Origin of the sequence: Nitratireductor mangrovi, from assembly GCF_007922615.2 — a bacterium.
In the GTDB taxonomy this organism is placed as follows: Bacteria; Pseudomonadota; Alphaproteobacteria; order Rhizobiales; family Rhizobiaceae; genus Mangrovimarina; species Mangrovimarina mangrovi.
This window is the reverse complement of sequence record NZ_CP042301.2, coordinates 4,427,859-4,449,020: the sequence shown is the minus strand read 5'-3', so window position 1 is coordinate 4,449,020 and position 21,162 is coordinate 4,427,859. Positions and strand designations below refer to the sequence as shown.

Sequence of the window (21,162 nt, the reverse complement as noted above, 5' to 3'; positions counted from 1 at the left end):
GATTAACGGTGCCCGTAAACGAATGGTTACCGCCGGCAAGAAAGTTGAGGATATCTTGCCGCCGCGACCACGCTAGCGGGAGGGCGCTTGCGGGCCGCATTCCGCCGGGTCGCCGTGTACGCGTATGTGTTTGGAGTATTGGGTATGAAGTCACGTGCGAACCTGGTCCGGCTGAAGCAATTCAAGGTCAACGAAGTCCGCCGGCAACTGACCCAGCTGGAGATGATGATCGCGGAGTTCGACCGCATGGCGGCGGAACTGGATGCCCAGATCCAGCATGAAGAGAAGAAGTCCGGCATCACCGACACCGCCCACTTCGCCTATCCGACCTTCGCCAAGGCGGCGCGCCAGCGCCGCGACAACCTGACCAATTCGCGCCTCGACCTGATCGAGCAGAAAGCCAATGCAGAAGCCGCGCTTGCGGAAGCCGAGGGCGAACTGGCCAAGGCCGAGCAACTGGAAACGCGCGACGCGCGCGTGCGCGAGGCCGAAACCGAACTGCGCCGCGCCATCGTGGGTTGACGGCGCCGACCTGTCCGAACGGCGCCGGGTTCGCGGCGTCGTTGCGTCAACCCTGCATCTGTTCTTCGATCGGAAACGGGCTCGGCTCCCAGAAGCGATCAATGCCGACGGCATGAGCCGCCTGGCGCTCCCACCCATGAAGCATCACCATCAGGCCCGCGATATCATCGCGCGACATGAACGTGCAGATCGGCAGCACGACCGCTTCGATTTCTTCCCGCCACATGCCGGCTTCCCATTCGGAGCGCGTGCGTTCGGCCAGCGCGCACCAAGCTCGTACGCGCGCCAGATCACCTCGGACGGCATGCACGGCGATATCCTGAAAGAGCTGGCTACCGACGGGGTCTTGCCGAAGCGGGCCAGGGAGCGCGGTTCGCTCCAGCAAGGACTCGAAGGAGGAAATGGAGCGTATCGTTGGCAAGGCACTCTCGTCCACCTCCCGGTAAAACGCCTCGGGCATGCCCGGATCGGTCCACGACCACCCGCCGCGAGTCGAAAAACGCTGCTCGAAAACGAGCGGCATCAGGTGGGGCGGCGATACCAGGCTGATCGCCATGCATTTCGGATAGAAGCCATCGGCGCTGCTCGATCCGTCGATCTTGATCACTTTGAGGATATGACGAACCGGAACAAGCAGCGCCCATGAGCGATCCAACACCACGTCACTGTAGCATCTGGTGATGGGTTCCAGCAGCGTCCGAATCTGTTCGCGCGTGGTCATTCGTAGGGTCTTATTTCCGAGATGATAATCACTCTCCCCCGCGAGCGCAGGCTGAGCCGCCTCGCAAATTCGCGCACTCGCTTCGATGTAAGCCCGCGTCTGCCGGTCTTGATATCGTATACGCAAATCGGTCCGATACCACTGTCTTCGACCACGTCAATTCGGATCGACCCCGGCCTGAGCAGCGCCTCATCGAGAGTTTTCGAAAGCGACAGCTCCGCCTTTAGGTCCGGATCAGATAGTGCGTCCACTTTTCGACGAAGCCTTACATGAACCGCGGTACCGAATTCGGATGGTCTCCGATATCTCAGAGGATCGCCAGCTTCGCGCGTTGCTTCGTCTGTGAGGCGTTGTACTTGCCGCAATCGGCGGCAAGCAGCGTCAACTTCCTCCCGTGATACGGAGCCGGCATACACCATGTTAGCGGAGAACCTACCCGGCCGGTATTTCACGGCCCTGAAAGCCAGACAGGCTCGCCGCTCGGAGCTGTTCGACGTTGACAGCCAGTTGTAGAGTACAGCGCCCGCTTGCTCGACGTCTTGTAGCTGATGACCAGATATGGCTGCAGGGCGGGAAACAGGGAGCCTGACAGGGCCGTTATTTGTCCACTCCGAGCGAAGAAGCGGATTGCCGCTCGCGTCGCGCACGGTTTGAACGCCGTCCTCGACCCTGAACAGGAGCGGCGCACCGTCCTTAGGTTTGACGATGTGACTCGCAGCGACGACCTCACCATTCGCGGGCGCCGCCTCCAAAATCCGGCTACCGTCACGCATATCGACGGCGCGACCCGCGACCGATCCATCGGCGCGGCGAACGTCGCTGTAACGTTCCCAAGCCTCGCGGCCCGACGTGTCGCGTATCGCACGACCACGCGACGTCGCGCGAAATGTCGCCTCCACTACCTCAATGCCATTTGGGGCCTTGCCCGCTGACACCGGCTTCCGGGGAGCTTCCGGAGCGGTGGACCCCGTTGGTTTTCGTCGCGCCGATGTTGTCGCCTCCACCCGTCGACCGGTGCCGACACCAACCCTTGTCCATTGTCCACCAGACGGATTGCCCGCCGGAACCCTTGGCTGGTCGGGATCGAACCCGGCCTTTCCCCGCAACCGCTGAAACGCCCGTCGGAATTCCTCTGCCGCGAGATCGTTCTCAGCAACAGAGCGGTATGATCGCGTTCGGGGAGATTTGGTGGCATGGACTGCTCCTTACGGGACGGTCCGACCAAGATATTCCCACATTTAGCCACGTGGACAAACTGATGGCGCCAGGTTCCCTGGTCCTGATGTGCGGAGCGGCGGCGCTGGAACTCCTCAATCCAGCGTACGCCTGAAACGCGCCAGCGCCAGGGCGGAAAAGAAGACGACGAAGCCGGCGAGCCACGCGATCTCGGTGCCGACGGCTGCCAAGTCGGCCCCCTTCAGCATCACGGCGCGGATAACGCGCAGGAAATGGGTGAGCGGCAGAATCTCGCCGAAGGCCTGCGCCCAGCTGGGCATGCCGCGATAAGGAAACATGAAACCCGACAAGAGGATCGACGGCAGGAAGAAAAAGAAGGTGAGCTGAAGCGCCTGCATCTGGGTGCGGGCGATTGTCGAGATGGTATAGCCGAGCAACACCAGCGCGAGCACGAACACTAGGATTGCGGCCAGCAAGAGTGGCAGCGAGCCGATGAAGGGCACGGCAAACAGCAGCTTCGCCGTGACCAGCACGACCACCACCTGCACGGCGCCGACAACCAGATAGGGCAGCACCTTGCCAAGCATGATCTCGGCCGGGCTCGCCGGCATGGCGAGCAGGTTTTCCATGGTGCCGCGCTCGGTCTCGCGGGTCAGCGCGATCGACGTCATCATGACCATCGTCATTTGCAGGATGACGCCGAGCAGGCCGGGCACGATGTTGTATTGCGAGAGGCCTTCCGGGTTGTAGCGGCGGTGGACGATGACATCGAGCATGGCGCTCGCCTCGCCGGCTCCGGGAGCGATGCCGCGCTCGCGCTTCAGCGCACTGGCGGCAAGCGTCGTCAGGGTAGAGACCGCGCCGGAGGAGGCGGAAGGGTCGGTGGCGTCGGCCTCGACCAGGATCCGCGGGTCGTCGCCGCGGTCGACGCGGCGGGCAAAATCGGACGGGATGGTGACGACGAAGGAGACAGCGCCGCTGGCGATCAGATGTTCGGCTTCGGCCGCGCTCGTCGCGACGTGATCGAAACGGTAGTAGTCGGTGTTCTGGAACGCCGCGACAATGGCCCGGGTGTAGTGGTCGTTGCCGATCGCCACCAGCGCCGCCGGCAGGCTCTTGGGGTCGGTGTTGATGGCGTAGCCGAAGAGCAGGAGCTGCATCAGCGGTACGCCGAGCATCATGGCGAAGGTGATGCGGTCGCGCCGCATCTGGATGAACTCCTTGATCAGCAGCGCGCCCAGGCGACCGAAGGAAAACAGACCGGTCATCGAGCTGCTCCATTCGGCGCCCGACGCCTCGCCGGGGCAAGCCACGCTTCCTCTGGCGCGGGTAACGCCAATCTCCGACGGGCCGTCATTGCATGTTGTCCCTGGAGCCGGCCATGAACTGGATGAAGACATCCTCGAGGCTGGTCTCCCCCGGCGCGACGTCGACATCGTCACGACCGCGGATATCGGCAAGCGCCGCCTCCAGCCTGCTACGGTCCGAGCCGACGACATGCAGCGTGGTGCCGAAGGGCGCGACCTGCTCGACGCCATCGCGGCCTTCCAGCAGGTCTGCGACCTCGTTCAACCTGGCGCCGGAGACGATGAAGGTGAAAAGCCCGGCGTCGCTCACGACCTGGTCGACCGAACCGGTCGCCAGCATCCTGCCATAAGAGATGTAGGCGATCCGGTGGCAGCGCTCGGCCTCGTCCATGTAGTGCGTGGAGACGAGCACGGTGAGCCCGCCCCGCGCCAGATGATGGATCTCGTCCCAGAACTCACGCCGCGCCTTGGGATCGACGCCGGCGGTCGGCTCGTCGAGCAGGAGCAATTTCGGGTGATGCATGATGCAGGCGGCAAGCGCCAGGCGCTGCTTCCAGCCGCCCGACAGCGTGCCGGCAAGCTGGTTGCGGCGCGAGGTCATTCCGAGATCGGCGAGCGTGTCGGCAACATGCTTGCGCACCGGCCTGAGCTGGTAGAGGCGGGCGACAAATTCGAGGTTCTCGGCAATCGTCAGGTCTTCGTAGAAGGAGAACTTCTGCGTCATGTAGCCGACCTCGCGCTTGATCTTCAGCGCTTCGGTTCTGAGGTCGAAGCCGAGCACGCGGCCCGAGCCCCCGTCGGGGGTGAGCAGGCCGCACATGATGCGGATGGTGGTGGTCTTGCCGGAGCCGTTGGGGCCGAGGAAGCCGACGATCTCGCCCTCGGCAACCTGCATGGTGACGTCGTCGACGACGGTCTTTTCGCCGAAGCGCTTGACCAGACCGTGGACATCGATCGTGTTCACGGCAGGTCTCCACAAACCTGCCGACGGCGGGGAAGAGTGGACAGGGTGCGCAGGCGGCGACCGGTGACAGGCGCGGGGGAGTGCCGCACCAGCCGCATGGATGCCAACGAAATGGATGGAAGGCCCATTCCGCTCATCTTTACCGCGCCCCCTGCCCGCTTTTCCCCGCCGTGCCGTCGCCGCCGTCGGGCAGGCGGACGTCGACGATCTGGCCCGGCTTGAGCCGCGCAGCGCCCTCGTCCGGCCGCGCCTCGACGAGATAGACAAGCTTCTGCCGCGTCTCGAGCGAATAGATGACCGGCGGCGTGAACTCCGGTTCCGGGGAGACGTAGGAGACCTGTGCGGAAAGACCTTCCGCGCAGCCGTCGCAGCGCACGTCGAGGCGATCGCCGACGGCGATGGCGGCAAAGGACGGTTCGGGCACGAAGAGCTTGAGCTTGACGGCACCATCGGGGAGCATCGAAATGACGGGCGCGGACGGACCAGCAATGTCGCCGGGACTGCGGATGACATCGTCGACGCGGCCGGCGGACGGGGACTTGACCGTTCGCTCCGACAGCCGCCAACGGGCATTTTCCAGCGACGCCTCGGCCTGTTCGACCTGGTTTTCGGCCGCCTTGATCGCCTCGGCTCGCGCCGGCAGGCCGGCGACCTCGCGATTCGCCTCCGCCTGATTGAGCTGAGCCTCGGCCATCTCGACGGAGGTCCGGGCTTCATCAAGTTGCGCCTGGGTGGCGATGCCGCGGCGAAACAGGTCCTCGATGCGGGCAAGCACACGCCGCGCCTCGCGCAGTTGCGCCTCGGCCGACTGCACGGCGGCGTCGAGGACGGCGATCTCTTCGGGCCGCTTGCCGAGCTTGAGGTCGGCGAGTTGGGCCTTGGCCTGGCCGAGCGCGGCCTGGGCCTGAGCGACGGCGATTTTCGCATCGGCGTCCTCGAGCCGCGCGACTGGATCGCCGGGCGCGACACGGTCGCCGCGATTGACCGCCACCTCGCGCAGCTGCGCGACCTCGATCGGCGCCAGGAGGACATATTCGCCCTCGACATAGCCTACCGCCAGAGGCTCGGCAGGGGCGCAGGCGGCAAAGAGAAAGGCCGCCCAGGGGATGGCGCAGAGCAGGCTCATCGTACGGCCTTTTCGCGCCGCGCGGCCATGACGGCGTCAAGATTGTCGCGCGCGACATCGACGATCGCGGCGGCCTCGCGCTCGCCGATCTCGCTCCAGCCCATGCGGCGCATGACCGCGACACGGCCGATGCGGAAATAGACCACCTGGCCGATCATGGTGAAGACCGCGATGCGCGTGCGCTCGCTCTCGGCCGGCTCGCCGGTCGCCGCCTCCCACAGCATGCAGAGGCGGCGATGGGTCGGCTCGAAGACACCGGAATAGATGCGGTCGAGCGCACTGGTCGGATGGGCAAGCTCGCGCAGGATGAACTGGACGATCTCGCCCGCCTCGGGGCGCGCGACCACGAACGACACCATACGTTCGAGCGCGGCTGAGAAGGCCGCATGCGCGGCCTCGGGCGACAGGTGGTCCGGCCCCTGCCCCTCCTCAAGCGGGCCGAGCGCGCGCGCCGCCATGGTCTCGATGGTGGTCACGATGTGATCGGCGCAGGCCGCACGCAGTCCTTCCTTGCCGCCGAAATGATAGGCGATGGAAGCGATATTGGCCTTCGCGGTGGCGGCGATTTCGCGTGTGGAAGTGCCATCAAAACCGTTGGCGCCAAAGAGCTTGAGACCGGCGCGGATCAAGGCAAGCCGGGTCTGCTCGGCGGACGGCAGCGCGGTCTGGCCGCGGCGGGGCGAAGGGGCACGCTGGTTCATGCCAGCAATTTAATCAATCGAATGATTAAATTCAAGCACGGGCGTGGAATGCGATTGGCAAGCATGCCAATCGGCGCCGCGGGCCGATCAGGCGTGCGCGGCCATGCGCGGCGCCATCAGGCGTTCGGAGAGGAAAAGGTGAGCGACACCGAGCGCCATCGCGATGCCGCCGACGATGCCCAGCCAGTCGAGGCCGAGGCGGGCGACTGCAATCCCGCCGGCGGCCGAGCCGAGCGAGGCGCCGACATAGATGCAGGCGGCGTTGAGCGACAGGACGACGGCCTGGCGATGCGGGGTCTGCCGCACCAGCCGCGCCTGTTGTGGCACCATGAACGACCAGCCGAACATCGCCCAGAAGAAGGTGAGGATCGCCAGCGCCATGAAGGGCAGCGGCAGGAAGGAATAGAACGGCATGATCGCCACCTGGACGATTGCCACGCAGGCAAGCGTCGCCACCGGCCCGACCCGGTCCGTGACAAGTCCGGCCGACCAGCTGCCCGCCACGGCGCCGGCGCCGTAGAAGACCAGGATCAACGCGATGCCGTTGCGACCGAGCCCCATCGAGCTCTCGAAGAGCGGCGTGACGAAGGTGTAGAGGATGTAGGCCGAAGCGGTGAAGCTGGCGGTGACCAGCACCGAGACGACACTTCGCCAGTCGGCCAGCGCGGACGCCAGCGTCGTCAGCGAAGTTGGCTGGAAGGCGATGCCGCGCGGCACGTGGCGTATCACAAGCAGCAACGATAGCGCCGTGAGCAGTACGACGACGGCAAAGGCAGCCTGCCACCCGAACGTATAGCCGACGAAACTTCCGACCGGCAGCCCGAAAGCCTGGGCAAGCGTCATGCCGACGAACACGTTGGCGAGCGCACGGCCACGGCGTTCCGGCGGGCTGGCGGAAAAGACGACGCTCGCCGCGACCAGCGTGAACATGCCAGCGCCAAGCGCGCCGAGAACACGGGCGGCGTAGAGCAGGATCGCGTTTGGCGCCAGCATCGAGAGAACGGCCGAGCCCAGAAACAGAGAAAGTGCCGCGATCAGCACCGCGCGGCGGTCGAAGCCGCCAGTAAAGGAAACAAGCAGCGGCGACATGAGCGCATAGGCAATAGCGTAGACGGTCATGACCATGCCCGCCGCAGCAGTCGACATGCCGAGGTCGGCGGCGAGCGGCGACAAGACGCCAATGACGACGAAAGCGCCCATGCCGATAGCGAAATTTCCGGCGGCGAGGGTGGCAACCAGCGCGGCGTTGCCGGCGGCCGCATGCACGTCGCGGACGTCACCCTGCGCCATATGCCTGCCGCATCGCGTACCTCCTGTTGCCGCGCGAAGGTAGCGGCAGGTCCGGCGCGCGCAAGCCCATGGCGGCGATGGCGACGACTGCGCCAACATTTGCCGCGCCGCTTGGGCCAGCGAACGACCCGCGCTTCACCTTCGCGGCCATGGAGTCCATAGTCCGCGCCGGAGGTTCGAATGAGTGCAGAAGCCGACACGCTGCTCGACCGGTTCGGCCGCTTCCTGGCCGACAGGCTGAGGACGGAGTCGTCCGGCTACCAGCCTTATACGCCGTCGGACCCGGAGACATTGCGTCGGACGCTGCGCGCCGGCGACATCCTGCTGGTGGAAGGCAACCAGCGCATCTCGGCGGTGATCAAATATCTGACGCAGTCGACCTGGAGCCACGCCGCGCTTTATGTCGCCGACGCCCTGCCGGAACCGGACGACGGCAGCGAAAGGCCGCGGCTGATCGAGGTCAATCTCGGCGAAGGCTGCGTGGCGGTGCCGCTGTCGAAATACCGCACCTACAACACGCGAATCTGCCGGCCGAGCGGACTGACGCCGGAGGACCGCGACGCGGTGGTGGCGTTCATGGTCGAACGCATCGGGCTGAAGTATGACATGAAGAACATCTTCGACCTGCTGCGGTACTTTTTCCCGACACCGCCGGTGCCGGTGCGCTGGCGCCGGCGCATGATCGCCTTCGGGTCGGGTGAACCGACGCGGGCGATCTGCTCGTCGCTGATCGCGCAGGCCTATCAGGGCGTGCGTTATCCGATCCTGCCGCGTATCACGCGGGCGCCGGGCCAGATGACCGCGCAGTCGCGCTATTCGCGGCGCGAGATCATGTCGATCCGCCACCATTCGCTGTTCACGCCGCGCGATTTCGACCTCTCGCCCTTCTTCGAGATCGTCAAGCCGACGCTGGTCTACGGCTTCGACTACAAGCGCGTGCGCTGGGAGCGCGATCCGGCACAAGCGAAGCCTGAGGCCGAGAAGGCGGAGACGGGGGAAAAAGGCGAACAGCAGGATACGCCGGCCGCTGACAGCACGCTCGCCGCCAATCAGGCCAGCCCGGCCTCGCGCACATCGGACACATAGGACCGGCTGACCGGCAGCTCGGTGCCGTCGTCAAGCCGCAGGAAGAGCCGGCCGTCACGGCGCACGGCTTCGGCAACGGCGTCGCTGGCCACCCAGTGCGAGCGGTGGATCCGGAGGCCCTCGACGCCTTCGGTCTCGGCGACCGCATCCTGCAGGCGCATGAGCAACAGGGCACCGCCGCGGTCGGTGCGGACATCGACATAGTGGTCCTGGACACTCAGATGCCTGAGCCGGCCGCGCTTGGCGGGCGGTAGCCGGTCGAGGATGCGCGGCCTCTGCGGAACGCCGGCCGCGCCACTGGCGGCGCGCGCCATCTCATAGTCCCGTGAAAAGACGGCGATCAGCACCGACACCAGCCCCGAGATGACGATGCAGTAGAACACCAGCGGCACGAAGCCGATCGCGGCGCCGTCGGGCCAGGCGAAGACAACCCAGTTGATGAGCCAGACAATTGCGGCGACCGGCACGCCGGCGACGGCACCGGCGAACCCCAGCCGCGTCATCCCCAGCGGCGATGCCGGGGATGTCAGATACGCCAGCAGGAAAACGCAGAAGAGGCCGGTCAGGTAGGTGGCGAGCACCGTAACCGCCCAATAGGCCAGCCGCACCGGCAGCGTCAGGCCGTCATAGGTCCCGAACGGCCCGACGAGCCCGAGCAACAGCGCGGCACCGGTGATCGCCAACCAGAAGCGCGGCGCACGCAAGGTGCGCCGCAGTTCGCGCATCGTGAATTGCAGGGGGCCGTCGGTCACGAAGAATCCCGGTCGCTGGCGAATGGCGCTTTGCCGGGAACTCTACTCGCGCGTTAGCCGATGTCCACGCCAAGGCGCAGTGTACCGCCGACCGCAAGAGGACAATATCCATGACTTTCGAACCGCTGTTTCACGCATCGCCAGCGATCCAGATTCACGCGCTGGCGGCCATCCTCGCCTTCCTGCTCGGCGGGCTGGTGCTGTTCCGACGCAAGGGCGACAGGCTGCATCGTATCGGCGGTCGCGCCTGGGTCGCGCTGATGCTGGTCGTTGCCGTTTCGTCCTTCTTCATTCACACCATCCGCATCTGGGGACCGTGGAGCCCCATCCACATCGTCTCCGTGGTCACACTCTATTCCCTGGCCCAGGGTGTCTGGCTGGCGCGGCGACGCCTGATCACCGCGCACCAGCGCACCATGCAATCGACCTATGTCGGGGCGCTGATCGTGGCCGGCACCTTCACCTTCCTGCCCGGCAGGATCATGTACGAGGTGTTCTTCGAGGGCTCCTCACCGATGACAGGCATCGCCGTACTGGCCACGATCCTTGCCGGTGGCGGCGCCATCGCCTGGCGCGGCATGGGCGGGCGGGCGCCGCGCAGCAACGACAAGGCCGCCACGCCGGATCAAGCGTGACGGCCTGGCACCTTGTGTAGAAGAGCGGGATCAGGCGGCAACAGCAAACTCGGCGCCGGGGACCTTGCCAAGGGCGCGGGCAAGGATGTCTTCATCGGGTTCGATGCCGAGGCCGACGCCTTCAAGGTCGATGAATTCGACGTCGGTAACGCCGAAAAAGCCGAGCATCGACTTCAGGTAAGGCCGGGCGAAATCCATCGGCGCGGCCGCGGCACCATTGGTGTAGGTCCCGGCCGAGGCGATAACGACATAGACCTTCTTGCCACCGGCGAGGCCTTCCGGACCCTCGGCGGTATAACGGAAGGTCTTGTGGGCGCGCGCCACATGGTCGATCCACGACTTCAGGGTCGAGGCGATGGAGAAGTTGATCATGCCACTGGCAAGCACCACCGCGTCGGCGTTCAGGAACTCGTCGGTCGCCTCGTCGGACGCCGCGAGCAGCGCAGCCTGATCGGCCGTCAACTGGTCGGCCGGCGCCTTCACGGCGACGGCAAAATCCTGGTCGATATGAGGAAGCGGATGGGCGGCGAGATCGCGGTGAACGATCCTGGCGTCGGCGGTACGGCGGGCGAGCGCCTCAGCAATTGCGCTGGCTGCGCGGGTGGAGACGGAGGCATCGCCGCGGGGGCTGGAGGTGACAAGCAGAATCGAGGACATTTCGGACACTCCTTCGGGGTGGTGTTGGCCGGCGGCCCATGCCGGTCGCCCGCTTCGCGTCAGAAATGGCGCTTTACTTCCATCCATAAAACCGCGAAAAGTTCGATCAAACTTATCGGAACGATAGATGGACGCAAATCCGACCCTCGACCAGTTGCAGATCTTCATTGCGGTCGCCGATGCAGGCGGCTTCTCCGCCGCGGCAAGACGGCTCAACCGTGCGCAATCGGTGATCAGCTACGGCATTTCGAACCTCGAGGCGCAGCTTCAGGTGCAACTGTTCGACCGCGACGGGACGCGGGTGCCGCAACTGACGGAGGCGGGAAGGGCATTGCTGACGGACGCGAGGCGCATCCTTGCCGGCCTTGAAGGCATGCGGGCGCGCGCCGGCGGGCTGAGGCAAGGGCTGGAGGCCGAAATCACCCTTGCGGTAGACGTCACCGTGCCGGCCGAGGCACTGGCGGAAGTGCTGCGGGCTTTCGAGACCGAGTACCCGACCGTTGCGATCAGGCTGCATGTCGGCGCACTCGGCGTCGTCTACGACCAGGTGATGCGACAGCTCGCCGACCTCGGCATCAGCGGCAGTGCGACGATCGAGGACGAAACGCAGATCGTGACCGCCAGCGTCGGAGCCTCGTCGATGATCCCGGTCGCGGCGCCCGATCATCCGCTAGCGGTAGCAGGGACACCGGTGCCGCCCGAACTGGTGCGGGAACAGACCCAGCTCGTCATCACCGACCTGACCGACCAGACCCGCGGCAAGGATTTCGGGGTGCTTTCCTACCGCACCTGGCGGTTGACCGACATGGGCATGAAGCGGGCGCTGATCGCTGCCGGCCTCGGCTGGGGCGGGCTACCCTACGCAATGGCGCAGAAGGACATCCAGGACGGTCGCCTGGTCTGGCTCGATATCGAGTCCTATCCCGAGCGGGCATTCCCGCTCTATGCCATCCACCATGTGCGGCGCACGCCGGGCCCGGCGACGCGCTGGATGATCGAGCGCTTTCGTCTCGCACTCGCCGCCTGCGACGCGCATCGTGACATCGCGCGGCAATCGGCATAACAGGTGCGGCCTATCTGCGCCTTGCGACGGCGCGCTTCACCTTCGCGACCGAGTTCTGCGCCTCCTCGACATTCGCCGCGTAGGTGGCGAAGGGGCGCCGTACGCCCTGACGCAGAAGCATGCGGCGTACCGGCGGCGAGGCGCCGGCCACGACGAAACGCACCCCGGCGCCATGTGCCTTGCGCGCCGCGCCGGCGATGACGTTGGCGGCAGTGGTGTCGAGGAACGGCACAGCCGAGCAGTCCAGGATGAAGTTGCGGCTCCGGTCGGCGATACGATCGAGCACGGCGCCGACGGTCGCGGCGGAGCCGAAGAAGAAGGCGCCAGTGATGCGGTAGACGACCGTGTCCGGCGAACTGCCGACCTCGGCGTCATAGGCCGCGCGGGCGCCATTGGCGGTGTCGGCAAGATCGTCGGCCATGAACGGCACGTGTGCCTCGACGGCGATCGAGCGCGCCATGCGGTCGAGGAACAGCACCGCGCCAAGGAGGAAGCCGACGACAATTCCTTCAGTGAGGTCCCGGAAGACGACGAGGGCGAAGGTGACGCCCAGCACAAGCGCTTCGCCGCGCGAGGAGCGCACGATCGCCGCGATGGCGTGGCGCTCGACCATGTTCCAGGCGACGAAAGCGAGCAGGCCGGCAAGGGCCGCCAGCGGGATGAAGCGCGCCAACGGTGCGGCAAGGAGCATGAAGCCGAGCAGGAAGACCGCGTGGAGCATGCCCGCGACCGGGCCGCGGGCGCCGGCGCGGACATTGGTGGCGGTACGCGCGATCGTGCCGGTGGCACAGATGCCGCCAAACAGAGCCGACCCGACGTTGGCGATGCCCTGCCCGACAAGCTCGCAGTTGGAACGGTGACGGCGGCCGGTCATGCCGTCAGCGACGACCGCTGAAAGCAGCGACTCGATCGCGCCCAGAAGCGCGAAAGCCACCGCGTCCGGCAGGACGGCGACGATCTTCTCCCAACCGAGGGGTGGCAATGAAGGCGCGGGTGGCAGGCGCGGTATGCCGCCGAACCGGGTGCCGATGGTTTCGACCGGCAGCGACAGCACCACCGTGAACACCGAGGCGAGCGCAATGGCCACCAGCATGCCGGGCCAGCCAGGCCGCAGGCGCTTCAATGTAACGATGACCGCTACGGTGAAAAACGCGACCGCAAAGGCGGCCGGGCTGGCCGTATCGGCGGCGCGCCAGAGCGCGGGAAGCTTTTCGACCAGCGGTCCGGGCTCCGCGCCCGGCAGGGCCAGCCCGAACAGGTCGCGGAGCTGGCTGGCGAAGATGATGACCGCGATACCGGCAGTGAAGCCGACGGTGACGGGGTAGGGAATGAATTTTATGTAGGTGCCAAGCCGCAGCAGACCAATCGCGACCAGGAAAAGACCTGCCATGAGGGTGGCCAGCAGCAGGCCGTCGACACCGTGCCGTTCGACCGTGGCCGCCACCAGCACGATGAAGGCGCCCGCCGGGCCGCCGACCTGGAAGCGGCTCCCACCCAGAGCCGAAACAAGGAAGCCGCCGACGATGGCGGTGAACAGTCCGCGATCGGGGGAAACCCCCGAGGCAATCGCAATCGCCATAGACAACGGCAGCGCGACGATGGCGACAGTGAGCCCGGCCACGGCATCGGCGCGCAGCGCCGAGAGCCCGTAGCCCTCACGCAGGACGGTGATCAGCTTGGGCGTAAAGAGATCGCGGAAGCCGGGTTCGGCATCACCCAGCTTGTGGGAAAGCGTCGACTCCGCGCTCTTGCTGTTTCCCCCCCGGCCCAAATCCGCCGACATACCGTCAAGCGCCTGACGGCGGGTTCTTCAGGCGCACGCCGCGTCCGCCGCCCCCGCTCGGCTGGTTGTCGCCGATCAATTCGACGCCGGCTTCGTCGAGCGCCTGCACCACCTTGACCAACGTGTCGACCACACCCCGCACCACACCCTCGGAGGCTTCCATGCGCTGGATGGTCGGCAGCGACACCCCTGCATGCTCGGCGAGCGTCTTCTGGTCCATACCCGCCAGGGCCCGGGCGGCCCGCATCTGTGCTGCCGTGATCAACCTCGCCTCTCAAACCTCATTATGTACGTTCTGATTATACACAATGATGTTTGGTACATCAATAATGAGGCAAAAGGCCAGTCTAACGCCCTGTCAGATAAGGCCCGAGGGAAACCAGCGTGACGGCAAGGATCGCAAAGGCGATGCCGCTACCCTGCACGGCGTCGATCCGTTCGCCGAACCAGGCGAAGGCGACGATGTTGACGGCGACAAGCTGGATCACGGCGGAGAGGCTGAGGGCGACGCCCATGCCGAAATCGCGGATCAGCCGCAGCATGACGAGGTTGCCGATCGTGTAGAGCGCCAGGGTCAGGACCAGCCGGCCCGACGACGGCGCCAGGGCCCAAGCCTTGGCAACACTTGCCGCGGCAAGGAAAATCGCCGTCGAGATGACAAGCTGCAGCAAGCCCCAAGCACTCATGCCCGCGACCGCCCTTTCCGTCATGGGGTATGGAAGAGCGCTTGTGCGCCCGGCCGCGACGGCCGTCAAGCAGGATTTGCAGCGCAGTGGGACGAGGGTCTACGACCGCGTCCAGGCGCGCCCTGGCGGGGAGCGCAGCAGTCAGCCGCGTGCGGCGATGGCGGCCGCCGCACCGCCCAGGAACGCGGCCGCGGTGCGGTTCAGCAGCTTCAGTGCGCGCGGTCTGGAAAGCAGGATGCGGGCACGGGCGGCAAGCGCCATATAGGGCACCAGCACCACCACCAGAACCGCCGTCGTGAGCGCGACCAGTACCATGTAGTCGACGAGCGAAATCGAGGCGAGATCGACCACAGTCGGGGTGATCGCCAGGTAAAAAATCATGGTCTTGGGATTGCCGAGCGTGACGGCGATCCCGGCAAGAAAGCTCGCGGCAAGACCGCGCCGCCCTGTCTCGGCCTCGACCTTCCCGGCCGAAATGCCCGCCGTCCAGAAGCGGAAGGCCAGCCAGGCGAGATAGGCGACACCCGCCCATTTGATCACCAGGAAGACGAGGCCGAAGCTCTGCGCGACGACCGCAAGGCCAAGCACCACCGCCGTCAGATAGGTGAGATCGCCAAGCACGAGCCCGAAGCACATAACGAGCGCGGGGCGGAAACCCGAGCCGAGCGCGCGGGCGATCAGGGCGGTGATGCCCGGACCGGGAATCGCTGCCGCGATGGCAAGCGCGGCGGAGTAGGCGAAACCGGCAAGGGTCATGGTGCGTCACTCGACAAGGCCGCGCTCCCTAGCACGGCGTCGGTCTGCGGTCGCGCGAAATCGGCTGGGCCAGCGCCGAATCGCGCCCGCTCAGCGGAGGAGGAAGCCATCCCTGAGCGGATCGCCCTCCTCCACCACGAATTCGGCCCGGCCCGAATAGTACGCCTTGCCGCCGATGCGGGCGATGATGGCGGGCAGGCTGCCTGCCACGGCCGTTCGCTCGACCTGGCCGGTGAAGACGGCGCCGGTGATGCTTTCGAACAGCCGCGTCTCTCCGATGGCGAGTTCGGTCTTCGCATGCATGGCGGCCAGGCGCGCGGTCACGCCGGAGCCGGTCGGCGAGCGGTCGACCTGGGCGTCGGCGAAGACGCAGATGTTTTTCGTCGGACGCCCGTCGGAACCGTCGCCGCCGTCGGTCAGGATCGAACCATAGAGGAAGGCGAGGTCTTCGTGATCGGGATGTGAGAGCGGATGTGCACGCTTGACCGCCTCGGTGAGTCCGGTTGCCGCGTCGACGAAATCACGGACCCGGTCGCGGCCGAATTCGAGACCGAACTGGCCGGCATCGGCGATCGCGTAAAAAGCGCCGCCATAGGCAATGTCGAAGGCGACCTCGCCCCTGCCGGGCAGTTCGGCCGAGGCCGCTTGCGCAAAGAGGAAGGAGGGGACGCTGGCGAAGGATACCGCACCGGCGCGGCCTTGCTCGACGGCGACCTCGGCTTCAACCAGCCCGCACGGGCATTCGATGCCGACCGCGGTGACCGGTTCGCGCGCCGCGACAAGCCCCTGATCGATGGCGTAGCGCCCGAGCGCGATCACGGCGTGGCCGCACATTGTGGAGTAGCCTTCATTGTGCATGAACAGCACCGCAAGGTCGGCGCCGGGCAAGTCCGGTTCGACCAGAAGTGCTCCATACATGTCGAAATGTCCGCGCGGCTCGAACATCAGGGCCCGGCGCAGATGATCGAGATTGTCGCGCACGTAGGCGCGCTTCTGCAGGATCGTGCCCTGCGGCAGGGGCGGATAGCCGGCGGTGACGATGCGCACCGGCTCGCCGCCGGTGTGCATGTCGACAACGGCGAGCGGTGCCGTCACGAGTTGCCGGCCGAATAGAGCTTCTGCAGCTTGATGAAAGGCATGCCGGCCTTCGAGAAGTCGAAGGTGCCCTTGTCGAGCATCTCGCGCGACGCGGCCTCGAGGCTGCCAAAGGCGGTCGTCGTCAGCTTGGAGCCGAGAGAGACACGCTTCACGCCGGCCTCGGCGAGTTCCGCGACAGAGATGCCGGGCATGGCGAGGAAGTTGACCGGTTTCGACACCGATGAGCAGACGGTGCGCACCGTCTCGATATCACCGAGCGCCGGGGCGTAGAGGACGTCGGCGCCGGCTCTCTCATAGGCCTGAAGCCGCCTGATCGTGTCATCGAGGTCGCGAATGCCCCAGAGAAAGTTCTCGGCGCGCGCAGTGAAGACAAAGTCGTGGCCAAGCGCGCGGGCGGCCTCAACCGCGGCGGTGACACGCTCCACCGAAAGCGTGAAATCGAAGATCGGATTTTTCGGATCGCCTGTCGAATCCTCGATCGAGCAGCCGGCGAGGCCGGCAGCGTCGGCGGCGAAGATCGTTTCGGCCGCACTGTCCGGGCTCTCGCCCTTGCCGTGCTCGAGGTCGGCGGAAACCGGCAGATCGGTCGCGGCGACGATCTCGCGGCAATGGGCAATCATGTCCTCGAAGCCGACCCCGCCGTCGGGCAGGCCACGCGAGAAGGCGTAGCCGGCGCTGGTGGTGGCAAGCGCCGTGAAGCCCAGCGAGGCGAGCAGCTTGGCGGTGCCGATATCCCACGGATTGGGAATGATGAAAAGTTCGTCGTGCAGCGCACGAAAGGCCTTGCCCCTATCCATGGTCCGTCTCCGCCAGTGCGTTCGGAGCGGATGCTATGCCTTCGGTGGCCGCGCTGCAAAGGGCGGAAATTGGTCCAGACGCAGGAATGCTGACAAGGCCGGTTCGGCGACGCGGGCGCGGTCAGGCTAATGACAAGAGCCGCGGAAGGTCACGCATGTCGTCGAAGAGAATGCCGCCCGCCGCGGCGAGGCCATCGCGGTCGGCCATTGGATCAGCGGCGTAGGAGAAAACGGTCATGCCGGCGGCAATGCCGGCCTGGGTGCCCGGCACCGAATCCTCAATGACGACCGCGCCTTGCGACGGCTGGCCCAGTTCGGTGGCGGCATACAGGAAGAGGTCGGGGAACGGCTTCGAGCGGCCGACCATGGTGGAGGAAAACATGGCGTGCTCGAAAAGCGGCAAGAGCCCGGTGGCGCCGAGCGTGATATGCATCTTGGTGACGCGGGCGGAGGAAGCGACGCAATAGGGGAGCCCGGCATCCCTCACCGCCTCGACCGCGCCACGGACATGCGGGATCGCCTCGACCCGGCCCTCGAAGAGTTCGGCCAGGCCGTCGTTCCAGCGCTCGACAAAATCGGCGCCGAGCGTAACGCCGGTCCCTTCCACCTCTTCCTGCACGGACTTCATCGAGCGGCCCGAAAAATACCGACGGCAGTGATCGAAATCGGTGGCGAAGCCGGCGCCGTTGAGAAGCGCGGCAAGACGATGGTTGGCGATGGTTTCGGTGTCGACCAGCACCCCGTCGCAATCGAAGATGACGAGATGCGGCCGCGCCATCAGGCGGCCCCGGTGGAGCCGAAACCGCCGGCGCCGCGTTCGGTAGCCCCGGCCCGGTCGCGCTCCTCAAGCGGCAACCTCACCACCGGCGCGATCACCAATTGGGCGATCCGCATGCCGCGGGTGACGGCGAAATCCTCATCGCCGTGATTGACCAGGAGCACCTGGAGTTCGCCGCGATAGTCGCTGTCGATGGTGCCCGGCGTGTTGAGGCAGGTGATGCCATGCCTGAGCGCCAGCCCGGATCGCGGCCTGACCTGGCCTTCATAACCGTCGGGTATCTCGAAGATGAAGCCGGTCGGCACCAGCACGCGACGCCCGGGCAAAATGATGAGTTGGCGGTCGCCAGCCACCGCCGCGCGCAAATCCATGCCTGCGGCGCCGGCCGTCTCATAGGAAGGGAGTGCCAGATCCTCGCCATGGGGCAGGCGCACGACCGACAGCGCGGGCAAGGAATCAACGACGAGCATGGAGCGACCCTATCGCGCGAGCGGTCACCGTCAATTCTGCCCGGGCGCAATCCAGAGAAATCGACATCCCACGCTTGACAGGGCCGGATATCGTCTATATTGAACCATCAGGTTACATAACTACTTGGTTCAATAGAAATGACCGCCGATCCCCTCAGCATGACGCTTTCCGCCCTGGCCGACCCGACCCGGAGGGCCATCGTTGCCCGCCTGGCCACCGGCGAGGCCACGGTGTCGGAACTCGCCGAGCCGTTCGACATGAGCTTTCCGGCCGTCTCCAAGCATCTGAAGGTACTGGAGCGCGCCGGCCTCGTGGAGAAGGGGCGGATGGCACAGTTCCGGCCGCGCAGATTGAGGCCCGACCCGCTGCGCGACCTCGCGGCATGGCTGGAGGAATACCGGCAGTACTGGGATGACCGGCTCGACAGCCTCGACGACTATCTCAAGCAAATCCAGAAAGGTGACGAAAAGAAATGAACGCGCCTGCGAAGGCCGGAATCCGGCCCGAACTGACCATCAAGCGGATCTTCGACGCGCCGCGCACGCTTGTCTATGCCTGCTGGACCGACGAGGACCACACGAAGCACTGGTTCTTCCCGAAGGACTTCACGGTGCCGTTCGCCGAAAGCGATATACGGCCAGGCGGACGCTACCGCAGCTGCCTGCGCGCGCCTGACGGCACGGATCACTGGGTCGGTGGCGTCTACAGGGAACTGGTTCCGCCGGAGAAAATCGTCTTCACCCACGCCTGGCAGGACGAAGCCGGGAACGCCGAGCACGAGACCCTGGTGACGATCACACTGAAGGACCTTGGCGGCGACCGTACGGAACTCACCTTCCACCAGGCGTATTTCCTTTCGGAGGCATCCCGAGAAGGACATGCCGGCGGCTGGAACGAGACGTTCGACGAACTGCAAGGCTATCTGGCCGGGAAGGTTGCTGGACGATGAAGCTCTACTACTTCGCCGACGGCTGTTCGCTCGCCACTCATATCGCCTTGCGCGAGGCCGGCATCGTGCCGGACCTGTTCAAGGTCGACGTGGCGACGCGCGAAATCGAAAATGGCGGCGGCCCCTTCGCGGCCGTCAATCCGAAGGGCTACGTGCCGACACTCATCTTCGACGACGGATCGATGCTGACCGAAAATGTCGCGCTGCTCGACTGGGCGGCACGGCAGGCCCCGGCATCGAGCCCGAGGAACGACATGGAGCGTACGCGGCTGATCGAGGCTCTGTCCTTCATCTCGACAGAGATTCACAAGCAGTACATGGCGCTTTTCTTCCTTCCCGGCGACGACGCGAAACCGATGCTCGCCGAGCGGATCGTCGGCCGCTTCCACTATCTGGCGGATCGGCTGGAGGGCGACTATCTGCTCGGTGACCGCTTCACCACAGCCGACGCGTTTCTCTACGTGATGCTGAGATGGGCGAAGATGTCCAATCTCGAAGTGCCGGCGGTGTTCAAGGCCTATGTGGCGAGAATCGAAAACCGGGACAGCGTGCGGGCGGCTCTCGACGCCGAGGGCATCAAGCCGGCGGCCCGGAAAGCCGCCTGAGGCGGAGTCGTTCGCGGCGACGTGAACGACCTACTGCCGGATACGACGCAGCGGCATCATGGCGGCGATGCCTACGGCCGGACCCAGAGCGAGCGCCGCCAGCACGATCGGCCAGCCGAAGGCCGCGGCGGCGATCGGAGTCACCTGCACGGTGACGATGGTCAGGGCAAAGCCGATGGCCGTCTGCAGGGTGAGGAGGCTGCCGACCATGTCGGCCGGCGCATTGTCGGCGACGATGGCCGAGAACTGGGCCGAATCCGGTATCACCGCGATGCCCCAGATCACCACAAGTACGAAGGTGATCCAGGGCGGCCCGCCGAAACTCGCCGCGGTGAGGACGGCGGCACTGCCGCTGACGGCAAGCGCGGCAATCGTCACTTCGGCCTTGCCGACCCGGTCGGCGTACCAGCCGGCGGGAACACATGCGAAGGCGCCCAGCCCGATCGCCAGGAAGGTCGATATCTTGGCGAGGCTTTCAGCCCGCAGGGCGTCCATCGATACCGAGTAGGAAGCAATCAGCGCAGTTCCGATCCACGCCCACATGGCGAACAGTTCCCACATATGGCCGAAATAGCCGAGATAGGCGCGCCTGATGTTCGGCATCGTCCAGGCGAGCCGGATCGCGGCGGGCTCGAAGCGCTGAGACCGCGCATGGTGCGGCCCAAGGCGCACGGCCATGGCAAGCAGGCCGCCGACAAAGGCGAGCGCCGAGATCATCACGATCGCCGGGCGCCAGTCGGTACCGCCAACCCATGCCGCGAGGTAGGGCATCGCCTTTCCCGCGGTGAGCGCGCCGACAAGGACGCCGACCAGCAGGCCGCGATCGCGCGTACCCCAGCCGACCGCGATCTTCATGCCGATCGGATAGACGCCGGCGAGCAGCGCTCCGGTCAGGAACCGCAAGGCGATCGCCATGTCGCCACCGAGCGGCGCGACCAGAAGCCCTAGATTGGCCAGTGCCGCTGCGGAGGCGCAGACAGCGATCACCCGGCGCGGATCGAGCCGGTCCGCCAGTCCGGAAATCGCGACCGCCAGCGCCCCCGCGACAAACCCTGCCTGAACGGCGCTGGAAAGAAGCGCCTGGCGATGTGCGGCAATGTCACCTTCGCGTGCCATGTCGGGCAGCACCGCCGCCGAAACGAACCACAGGCTCATCCCCGCCATCTCTGCGACAACGAGGATCAGGATGGCGACGGCCTTGGGGCTCGGCTGCATCTCGCTCCAACTGCTTGCTTGCCG

The 21,162-nt window shown here is 65.9% G+C and carries 24 protein-coding genes; 7 read left to right on the top strand and 17 right to left on the bottom strand.

The features are described from left to right. Positions 1-144: 144 nt before the first annotated feature. Positions 145-522 (top strand): flagellar export protein FliJ, encoded by a 378-nt coding sequence (locus tag FQ775_RS21855; protein WP_146301912.1) that lies wholly within the window; start codon positions 145-147, stop codon positions 520-522. A 46-nt stretch (positions 523-568) separates the two neighbouring features. On the opposite strand, the gene FQ775_RS21850 is transcribed toward FQ775_RS21855, so the two are convergent. From FQ775_RS21850 to FQ775_RS21825, 6 genes are all read right to left on the bottom strand, one after another. After that, entirely contained in the window at positions 569-1,243 is a 675-nt protein-coding gene (locus FQ775_RS21850) for a hypothetical protein (RefSeq protein ID WP_146299375.1), read from the bottom strand. Positions 1,244-2,553: 1,310 nt separating this feature from the next. Continuing rightward, positions 2,554-3,687: an ABC transporter permease gene (locus FQ775_RS21845; RefSeq protein WP_146299376.1), complete on the bottom strand. Its 1,134-nt coding sequence runs from the start codon at positions 3,685-3,687 to the stop codon at positions 2,554-2,556. An 85-nt stretch (positions 3,688-3,772) separates the two neighbouring features. Then, a complete protein-coding gene (locus FQ775_RS21840; RefSeq protein WP_146299377.1) occupies positions 3,773-4,690 on the bottom strand; it encodes an ABC transporter ATP-binding protein in 918 nt (305 codons plus the stop codon). A 139-nt stretch (positions 4,691-4,829) separates the two neighbouring features. Further along, entirely contained in the window at positions 4,830-5,816 is a 987-nt protein-coding gene (locus FQ775_RS21835; RefSeq protein ID WP_146299378.1) for an HlyD family secretion protein, read from the bottom strand. Further along, positions 5,813-6,517: a CerR family C-terminal domain-containing protein gene (locus FQ775_RS21830; RefSeq protein WP_146299379.1), complete on the bottom strand. Its 705-nt coding sequence runs from the start codon at positions 6,515-6,517 to the stop codon at positions 5,813-5,815. The genes FQ775_RS21835 and FQ775_RS21830 overlap by 4 nt, the downstream gene beginning before the upstream one ends. A gap of 87 nt (positions 6,518-6,604) precedes the next feature. Continuing rightward, complete coding sequence (locus FQ775_RS21825) at positions 6,605-7,807, bottom strand: MFS transporter (RefSeq protein ID WP_167813105.1); 1,203 nt, start codon at positions 7,805-7,807, stop codon at positions 6,605-6,607. A 180-nt stretch (positions 7,808-7,987) separates the two neighbouring features. Between FQ775_RS21825 and FQ775_RS21820 the strand changes: the two genes are divergently transcribed. After that, positions 7,988-8,893 carry a C40 family peptidase gene (locus tag FQ775_RS21820; protein ID WP_146299381.1) on the top strand — a complete coding sequence of 302 codons (906 nt, stop codon included), beginning with the start codon at positions 7,988-7,990 and terminating at the stop codon, positions 8,891-8,893. On the opposite strand, the gene FQ775_RS21815 is transcribed toward FQ775_RS21820, so the two are convergent. Beyond that, positions 8,857-9,645 carry a LytTR family DNA-binding domain-containing protein gene (locus tag FQ775_RS21815; protein ID WP_146299382.1) on the bottom strand — a complete coding sequence of 263 codons (789 nt, stop codon included), beginning with the start codon at positions 9,643-9,645 and terminating at the stop codon, positions 8,857-8,859. The two genes, FQ775_RS21820 and FQ775_RS21815, sit on opposite strands and share 37 nt — an antisense overlap. Positions 9,646-9,755: 110 nt before the next feature. Here FQ775_RS21815 and FQ775_RS21810 point away from each other — a divergent pair, with 110 nt between their 5' ends. Next, complete coding sequence (locus FQ775_RS21810; protein WP_146299383.1) at positions 9,756-10,280, top strand: DUF2306 domain-containing protein; 525 nt, start codon at positions 9,756-9,758, stop codon at positions 10,278-10,280. A 30-nt stretch (positions 10,281-10,310) separates the two neighbouring features. Here the strand turns inward: FQ775_RS21810 and FQ775_RS21805 are convergent, their stop codons facing one another. Continuing rightward, positions 10,311-10,937, bottom strand: a complete 627-nt coding sequence (locus FQ775_RS21805; RefSeq protein ID WP_146299384.1) for an FMN-dependent NADH-azoreductase — start codon at positions 10,935-10,937, stop codon at positions 10,311-10,313. 127 nt (positions 10,938-11,064) lie between these two features. Between FQ775_RS21805 and FQ775_RS21800 the strand changes: the two genes are divergently transcribed. Next, complete coding sequence (locus tag FQ775_RS21800) at positions 11,065-12,000, top strand: LysR family transcriptional regulator (protein WP_146299385.1); 936 nt, start codon at positions 11,065-11,067, stop codon at positions 11,998-12,000. A 10-nt stretch (positions 12,001-12,010) separates the two neighbouring features. On the opposite strand, the gene FQ775_RS21795 is transcribed toward FQ775_RS21800, so the two are convergent. The 8 genes from FQ775_RS21795 to dut form a co-directional block, all read right to left on the bottom strand. Then, positions 12,011-13,783 (bottom strand): SulP family inorganic anion transporter, encoded by a 1,773-nt coding sequence (locus FQ775_RS21795; RefSeq protein WP_146299386.1) that lies wholly within the window; start codon positions 13,781-13,783, stop codon positions 12,011-12,013. 4 nt (positions 13,784-13,787) lie between these two features. Beyond that, on the bottom strand, positions 13,788-14,048 hold the full coding sequence (locus FQ775_RS21790) for a helix-turn-helix domain-containing protein (RefSeq protein WP_146299387.1): 261 nt from the start codon (positions 14,046-14,048) through the stop codon (positions 13,788-13,790). An 82-nt stretch (positions 14,049-14,130) separates the two neighbouring features. Next, positions 14,131-14,469 (bottom strand): hypothetical protein, encoded by a 339-nt coding sequence (locus FQ775_RS21785; RefSeq protein ID WP_146299388.1) that lies wholly within the window; start codon positions 14,467-14,469, stop codon positions 14,131-14,133. A gap of 141 nt (positions 14,470-14,610) precedes the next feature. Then, entirely contained in the window at positions 14,611-15,225 is a 615-nt protein-coding gene (locus tag FQ775_RS21780) for a LysE family translocator (RefSeq protein WP_146299389.1), read from the bottom strand. A gap of 90 nt (positions 15,226-15,315) precedes the next feature. Next, complete coding sequence (locus tag FQ775_RS21775; protein ID WP_146301913.1) at positions 15,316-16,293, bottom strand: proline racemase family protein; 978 nt, start codon at positions 16,291-16,293, stop codon at positions 15,316-15,318. 23 nt (positions 16,294-16,316) lie between these two features. Beyond that, complete coding sequence (locus tag FQ775_RS21770; protein ID WP_146299390.1) at positions 16,317-17,120, bottom strand: isocitrate lyase/PEP mutase family protein; 804 nt, start codon at positions 17,118-17,120, stop codon at positions 16,317-16,319. 121 nt (positions 17,121-17,241) lie between these two features. Further along, positions 17,242-17,898 (bottom strand): HAD family hydrolase, encoded by a 657-nt coding sequence (locus tag FQ775_RS21765; RefSeq protein ID WP_146299391.1) that lies wholly within the window; start codon positions 17,896-17,898, stop codon positions 17,242-17,244. Further along, positions 17,898-18,368 carry a dUTP diphosphatase gene (dut, locus tag FQ775_RS21760; protein ID WP_146299392.1) on the bottom strand — a complete coding sequence of 157 codons (471 nt, stop codon included), beginning with the start codon at positions 18,366-18,368 and terminating at the stop codon, positions 17,898-17,900. The genes FQ775_RS21765 and dut overlap by 1 nt, the downstream gene beginning before the upstream one ends. A 138-nt stretch (positions 18,369-18,506) precedes the next feature. Here dut and FQ775_RS21755 point away from each other — a divergent pair, with 138 nt between their 5' ends. Genes FQ775_RS21755 through FQ775_RS21745 form a run of 3 tightly spaced genes read left to right on the top strand, consistent with a single transcriptional unit; the run spans position 18,507 to position 19,923 of the window. Further along, positions 18,507-18,845 (top strand): ArsR/SmtB family transcription factor, encoded by a 339-nt coding sequence (locus FQ775_RS21755; protein WP_146299393.1) that lies wholly within the window; start codon positions 18,507-18,509, stop codon positions 18,843-18,845. Further along, positions 18,842-19,318 (top strand): SRPBCC family protein, encoded by a 477-nt coding sequence (locus FQ775_RS21750; RefSeq protein WP_146299394.1) that lies wholly within the window; start codon positions 18,842-18,844, stop codon positions 19,316-19,318. The genes FQ775_RS21755 and FQ775_RS21750 overlap by 4 nt, the downstream gene beginning before the upstream one ends. Next, on the top strand, positions 19,315-19,923 hold the full coding sequence (locus tag FQ775_RS21745) for a glutathione S-transferase C-terminal domain-containing protein (RefSeq protein WP_146299395.1): 609 nt from the start codon (positions 19,315-19,317) through the stop codon (positions 19,921-19,923). Before FQ775_RS21750 ends, FQ775_RS21745 begins: the two co-directional genes overlap by 4 nt. 30 nt (positions 19,924-19,953) lie before the next feature. On the opposite strand, the gene FQ775_RS21740 is transcribed toward FQ775_RS21745, so the two are convergent. Continuing rightward, positions 19,954-21,138: an MFS transporter gene (locus FQ775_RS21740; RefSeq protein ID WP_146299396.1), complete on the bottom strand. Its 1,185-nt coding sequence runs from the start codon at positions 21,136-21,138 to the stop codon at positions 19,954-19,956. Positions 21,139-21,162 lie beyond the last annotated feature (24 nt).

Bases quoted from the DNA above. Each gene is read 5' to 3' on its own strand.
- FQ775_RS21765 (WP_146299391.1), bottom strand. From the start codon at position 17,898: ATGGCGCGGCCGCATCTCGTCATCTTCGATTGCGACGGGGTGCTGGTC.
- FQ775_RS21845 (WP_146299376.1), bottom strand. From the start codon at position 3,687: ATGACCGGTCTGTTTTCCTTCGGTCGCCTGGGCGCGCTGCTGATCAAG.
- FQ775_RS21855 (WP_146301912.1), top strand. From the start codon at position 145: ATGAAGTCACGTGCGAACCTGGTCCGGCTGAAGCAATTCAAGGTCAAC.
- FQ775_RS21820 (WP_146299381.1), top strand. From the start codon at position 7,988: ATGAGTGCAGAAGCCGACACGCTGCTCGACCGGTTCGGCCGCTTCCTG.
- dut (WP_146299392.1), bottom strand. From the start codon at position 18,368: ATGCTCGTCGTTGATTCCTTGCCCGCGCTGTCGGTCGTGCGCCTGCCC.
- FQ775_RS21800 (WP_146299385.1), top strand. From the start codon at position 11,065: ATGGACGCAAATCCGACCCTCGACCAGTTGCAGATCTTCATTGCGGTC.
- FQ775_RS21825 (WP_167813105.1), bottom strand. From the start codon at position 7,807: ATGGCGCAGGGTGACGTCCGCGACGTGCATGCGGCCGCCGGCAACGCC.
- FQ775_RS21750 (WP_146299394.1), top strand. From the start codon at position 18,842: ATGAACGCGCCTGCGAAGGCCGGAATCCGGCCCGAACTGACCATCAAG.
- FQ775_RS21770 (WP_146299390.1), bottom strand. From the start codon at position 17,120: ATGGATAGGGGCAAGGCCTTTCGTGCGCTGCACGACGAACTTTTCATC.
- FQ775_RS21775 (WP_146301913.1), bottom strand. From the start codon at position 16,293: ATGCACACCGGCGGCGAGCCGGTGCGCATCGTCACCGCCGGCTATCCG.
- FQ775_RS21850 (WP_146299375.1), bottom strand. From the start codon at position 1,243: ATGACCACGCGCGAACAGATTCGGACGCTGCTGGAACCCATCACCAGA.
- FQ775_RS21745 (WP_146299395.1), top strand. From the start codon at position 19,315: ATGAAGCTCTACTACTTCGCCGACGGCTGTTCGCTCGCCACTCATATC.
- FQ775_RS21830 (WP_146299379.1), bottom strand. From the start codon at position 6,517: ATGAACCAGCGTGCCCCTTCGCCCCGCCGCGGCCAGACCGCGCTGCCG.
- FQ775_RS21780 (WP_146299389.1), bottom strand. From the start codon at position 15,225: ATGACCCTTGCCGGTTTCGCCTACTCCGCCGCGCTTGCCATCGCGGCA.
- FQ775_RS21835 (WP_146299378.1), bottom strand. From the start codon at position 5,816: ATGAGCCTGCTCTGCGCCATCCCCTGGGCGGCCTTTCTCTTTGCCGCC.
- FQ775_RS21755 (WP_146299393.1), top strand. From the start codon at position 18,507: ATGACCGCCGATCCCCTCAGCATGACGCTTTCCGCCCTGGCCGACCCG.
- FQ775_RS21740 (WP_146299396.1), bottom strand. From the start codon at position 21,138: ATGCAGCCGAGCCCCAAGGCCGTCGCCATCCTGATCCTCGTTGTCGCA.
- FQ775_RS21795 (WP_146299386.1), bottom strand. From the start codon at position 13,783: ATGTCGGCGGATTTGGGCCGGGGGGGAAACAGCAAGAGCGCGGAGTCG.
- FQ775_RS21805 (WP_146299384.1), bottom strand. From the start codon at position 10,937: ATGTCCTCGATTCTGCTTGTCACCTCCAGCCCCCGCGGCGATGCCTCC.
- FQ775_RS21810 (WP_146299383.1), top strand. From the start codon at position 9,756: ATGACTTTCGAACCGCTGTTTCACGCATCGCCAGCGATCCAGATTCAC.
- FQ775_RS21785 (WP_146299388.1), bottom strand. From the start codon at position 14,469: ATGAGTGCTTGGGGCTTGCTGCAGCTTGTCATCTCGACGGCGATTTTC.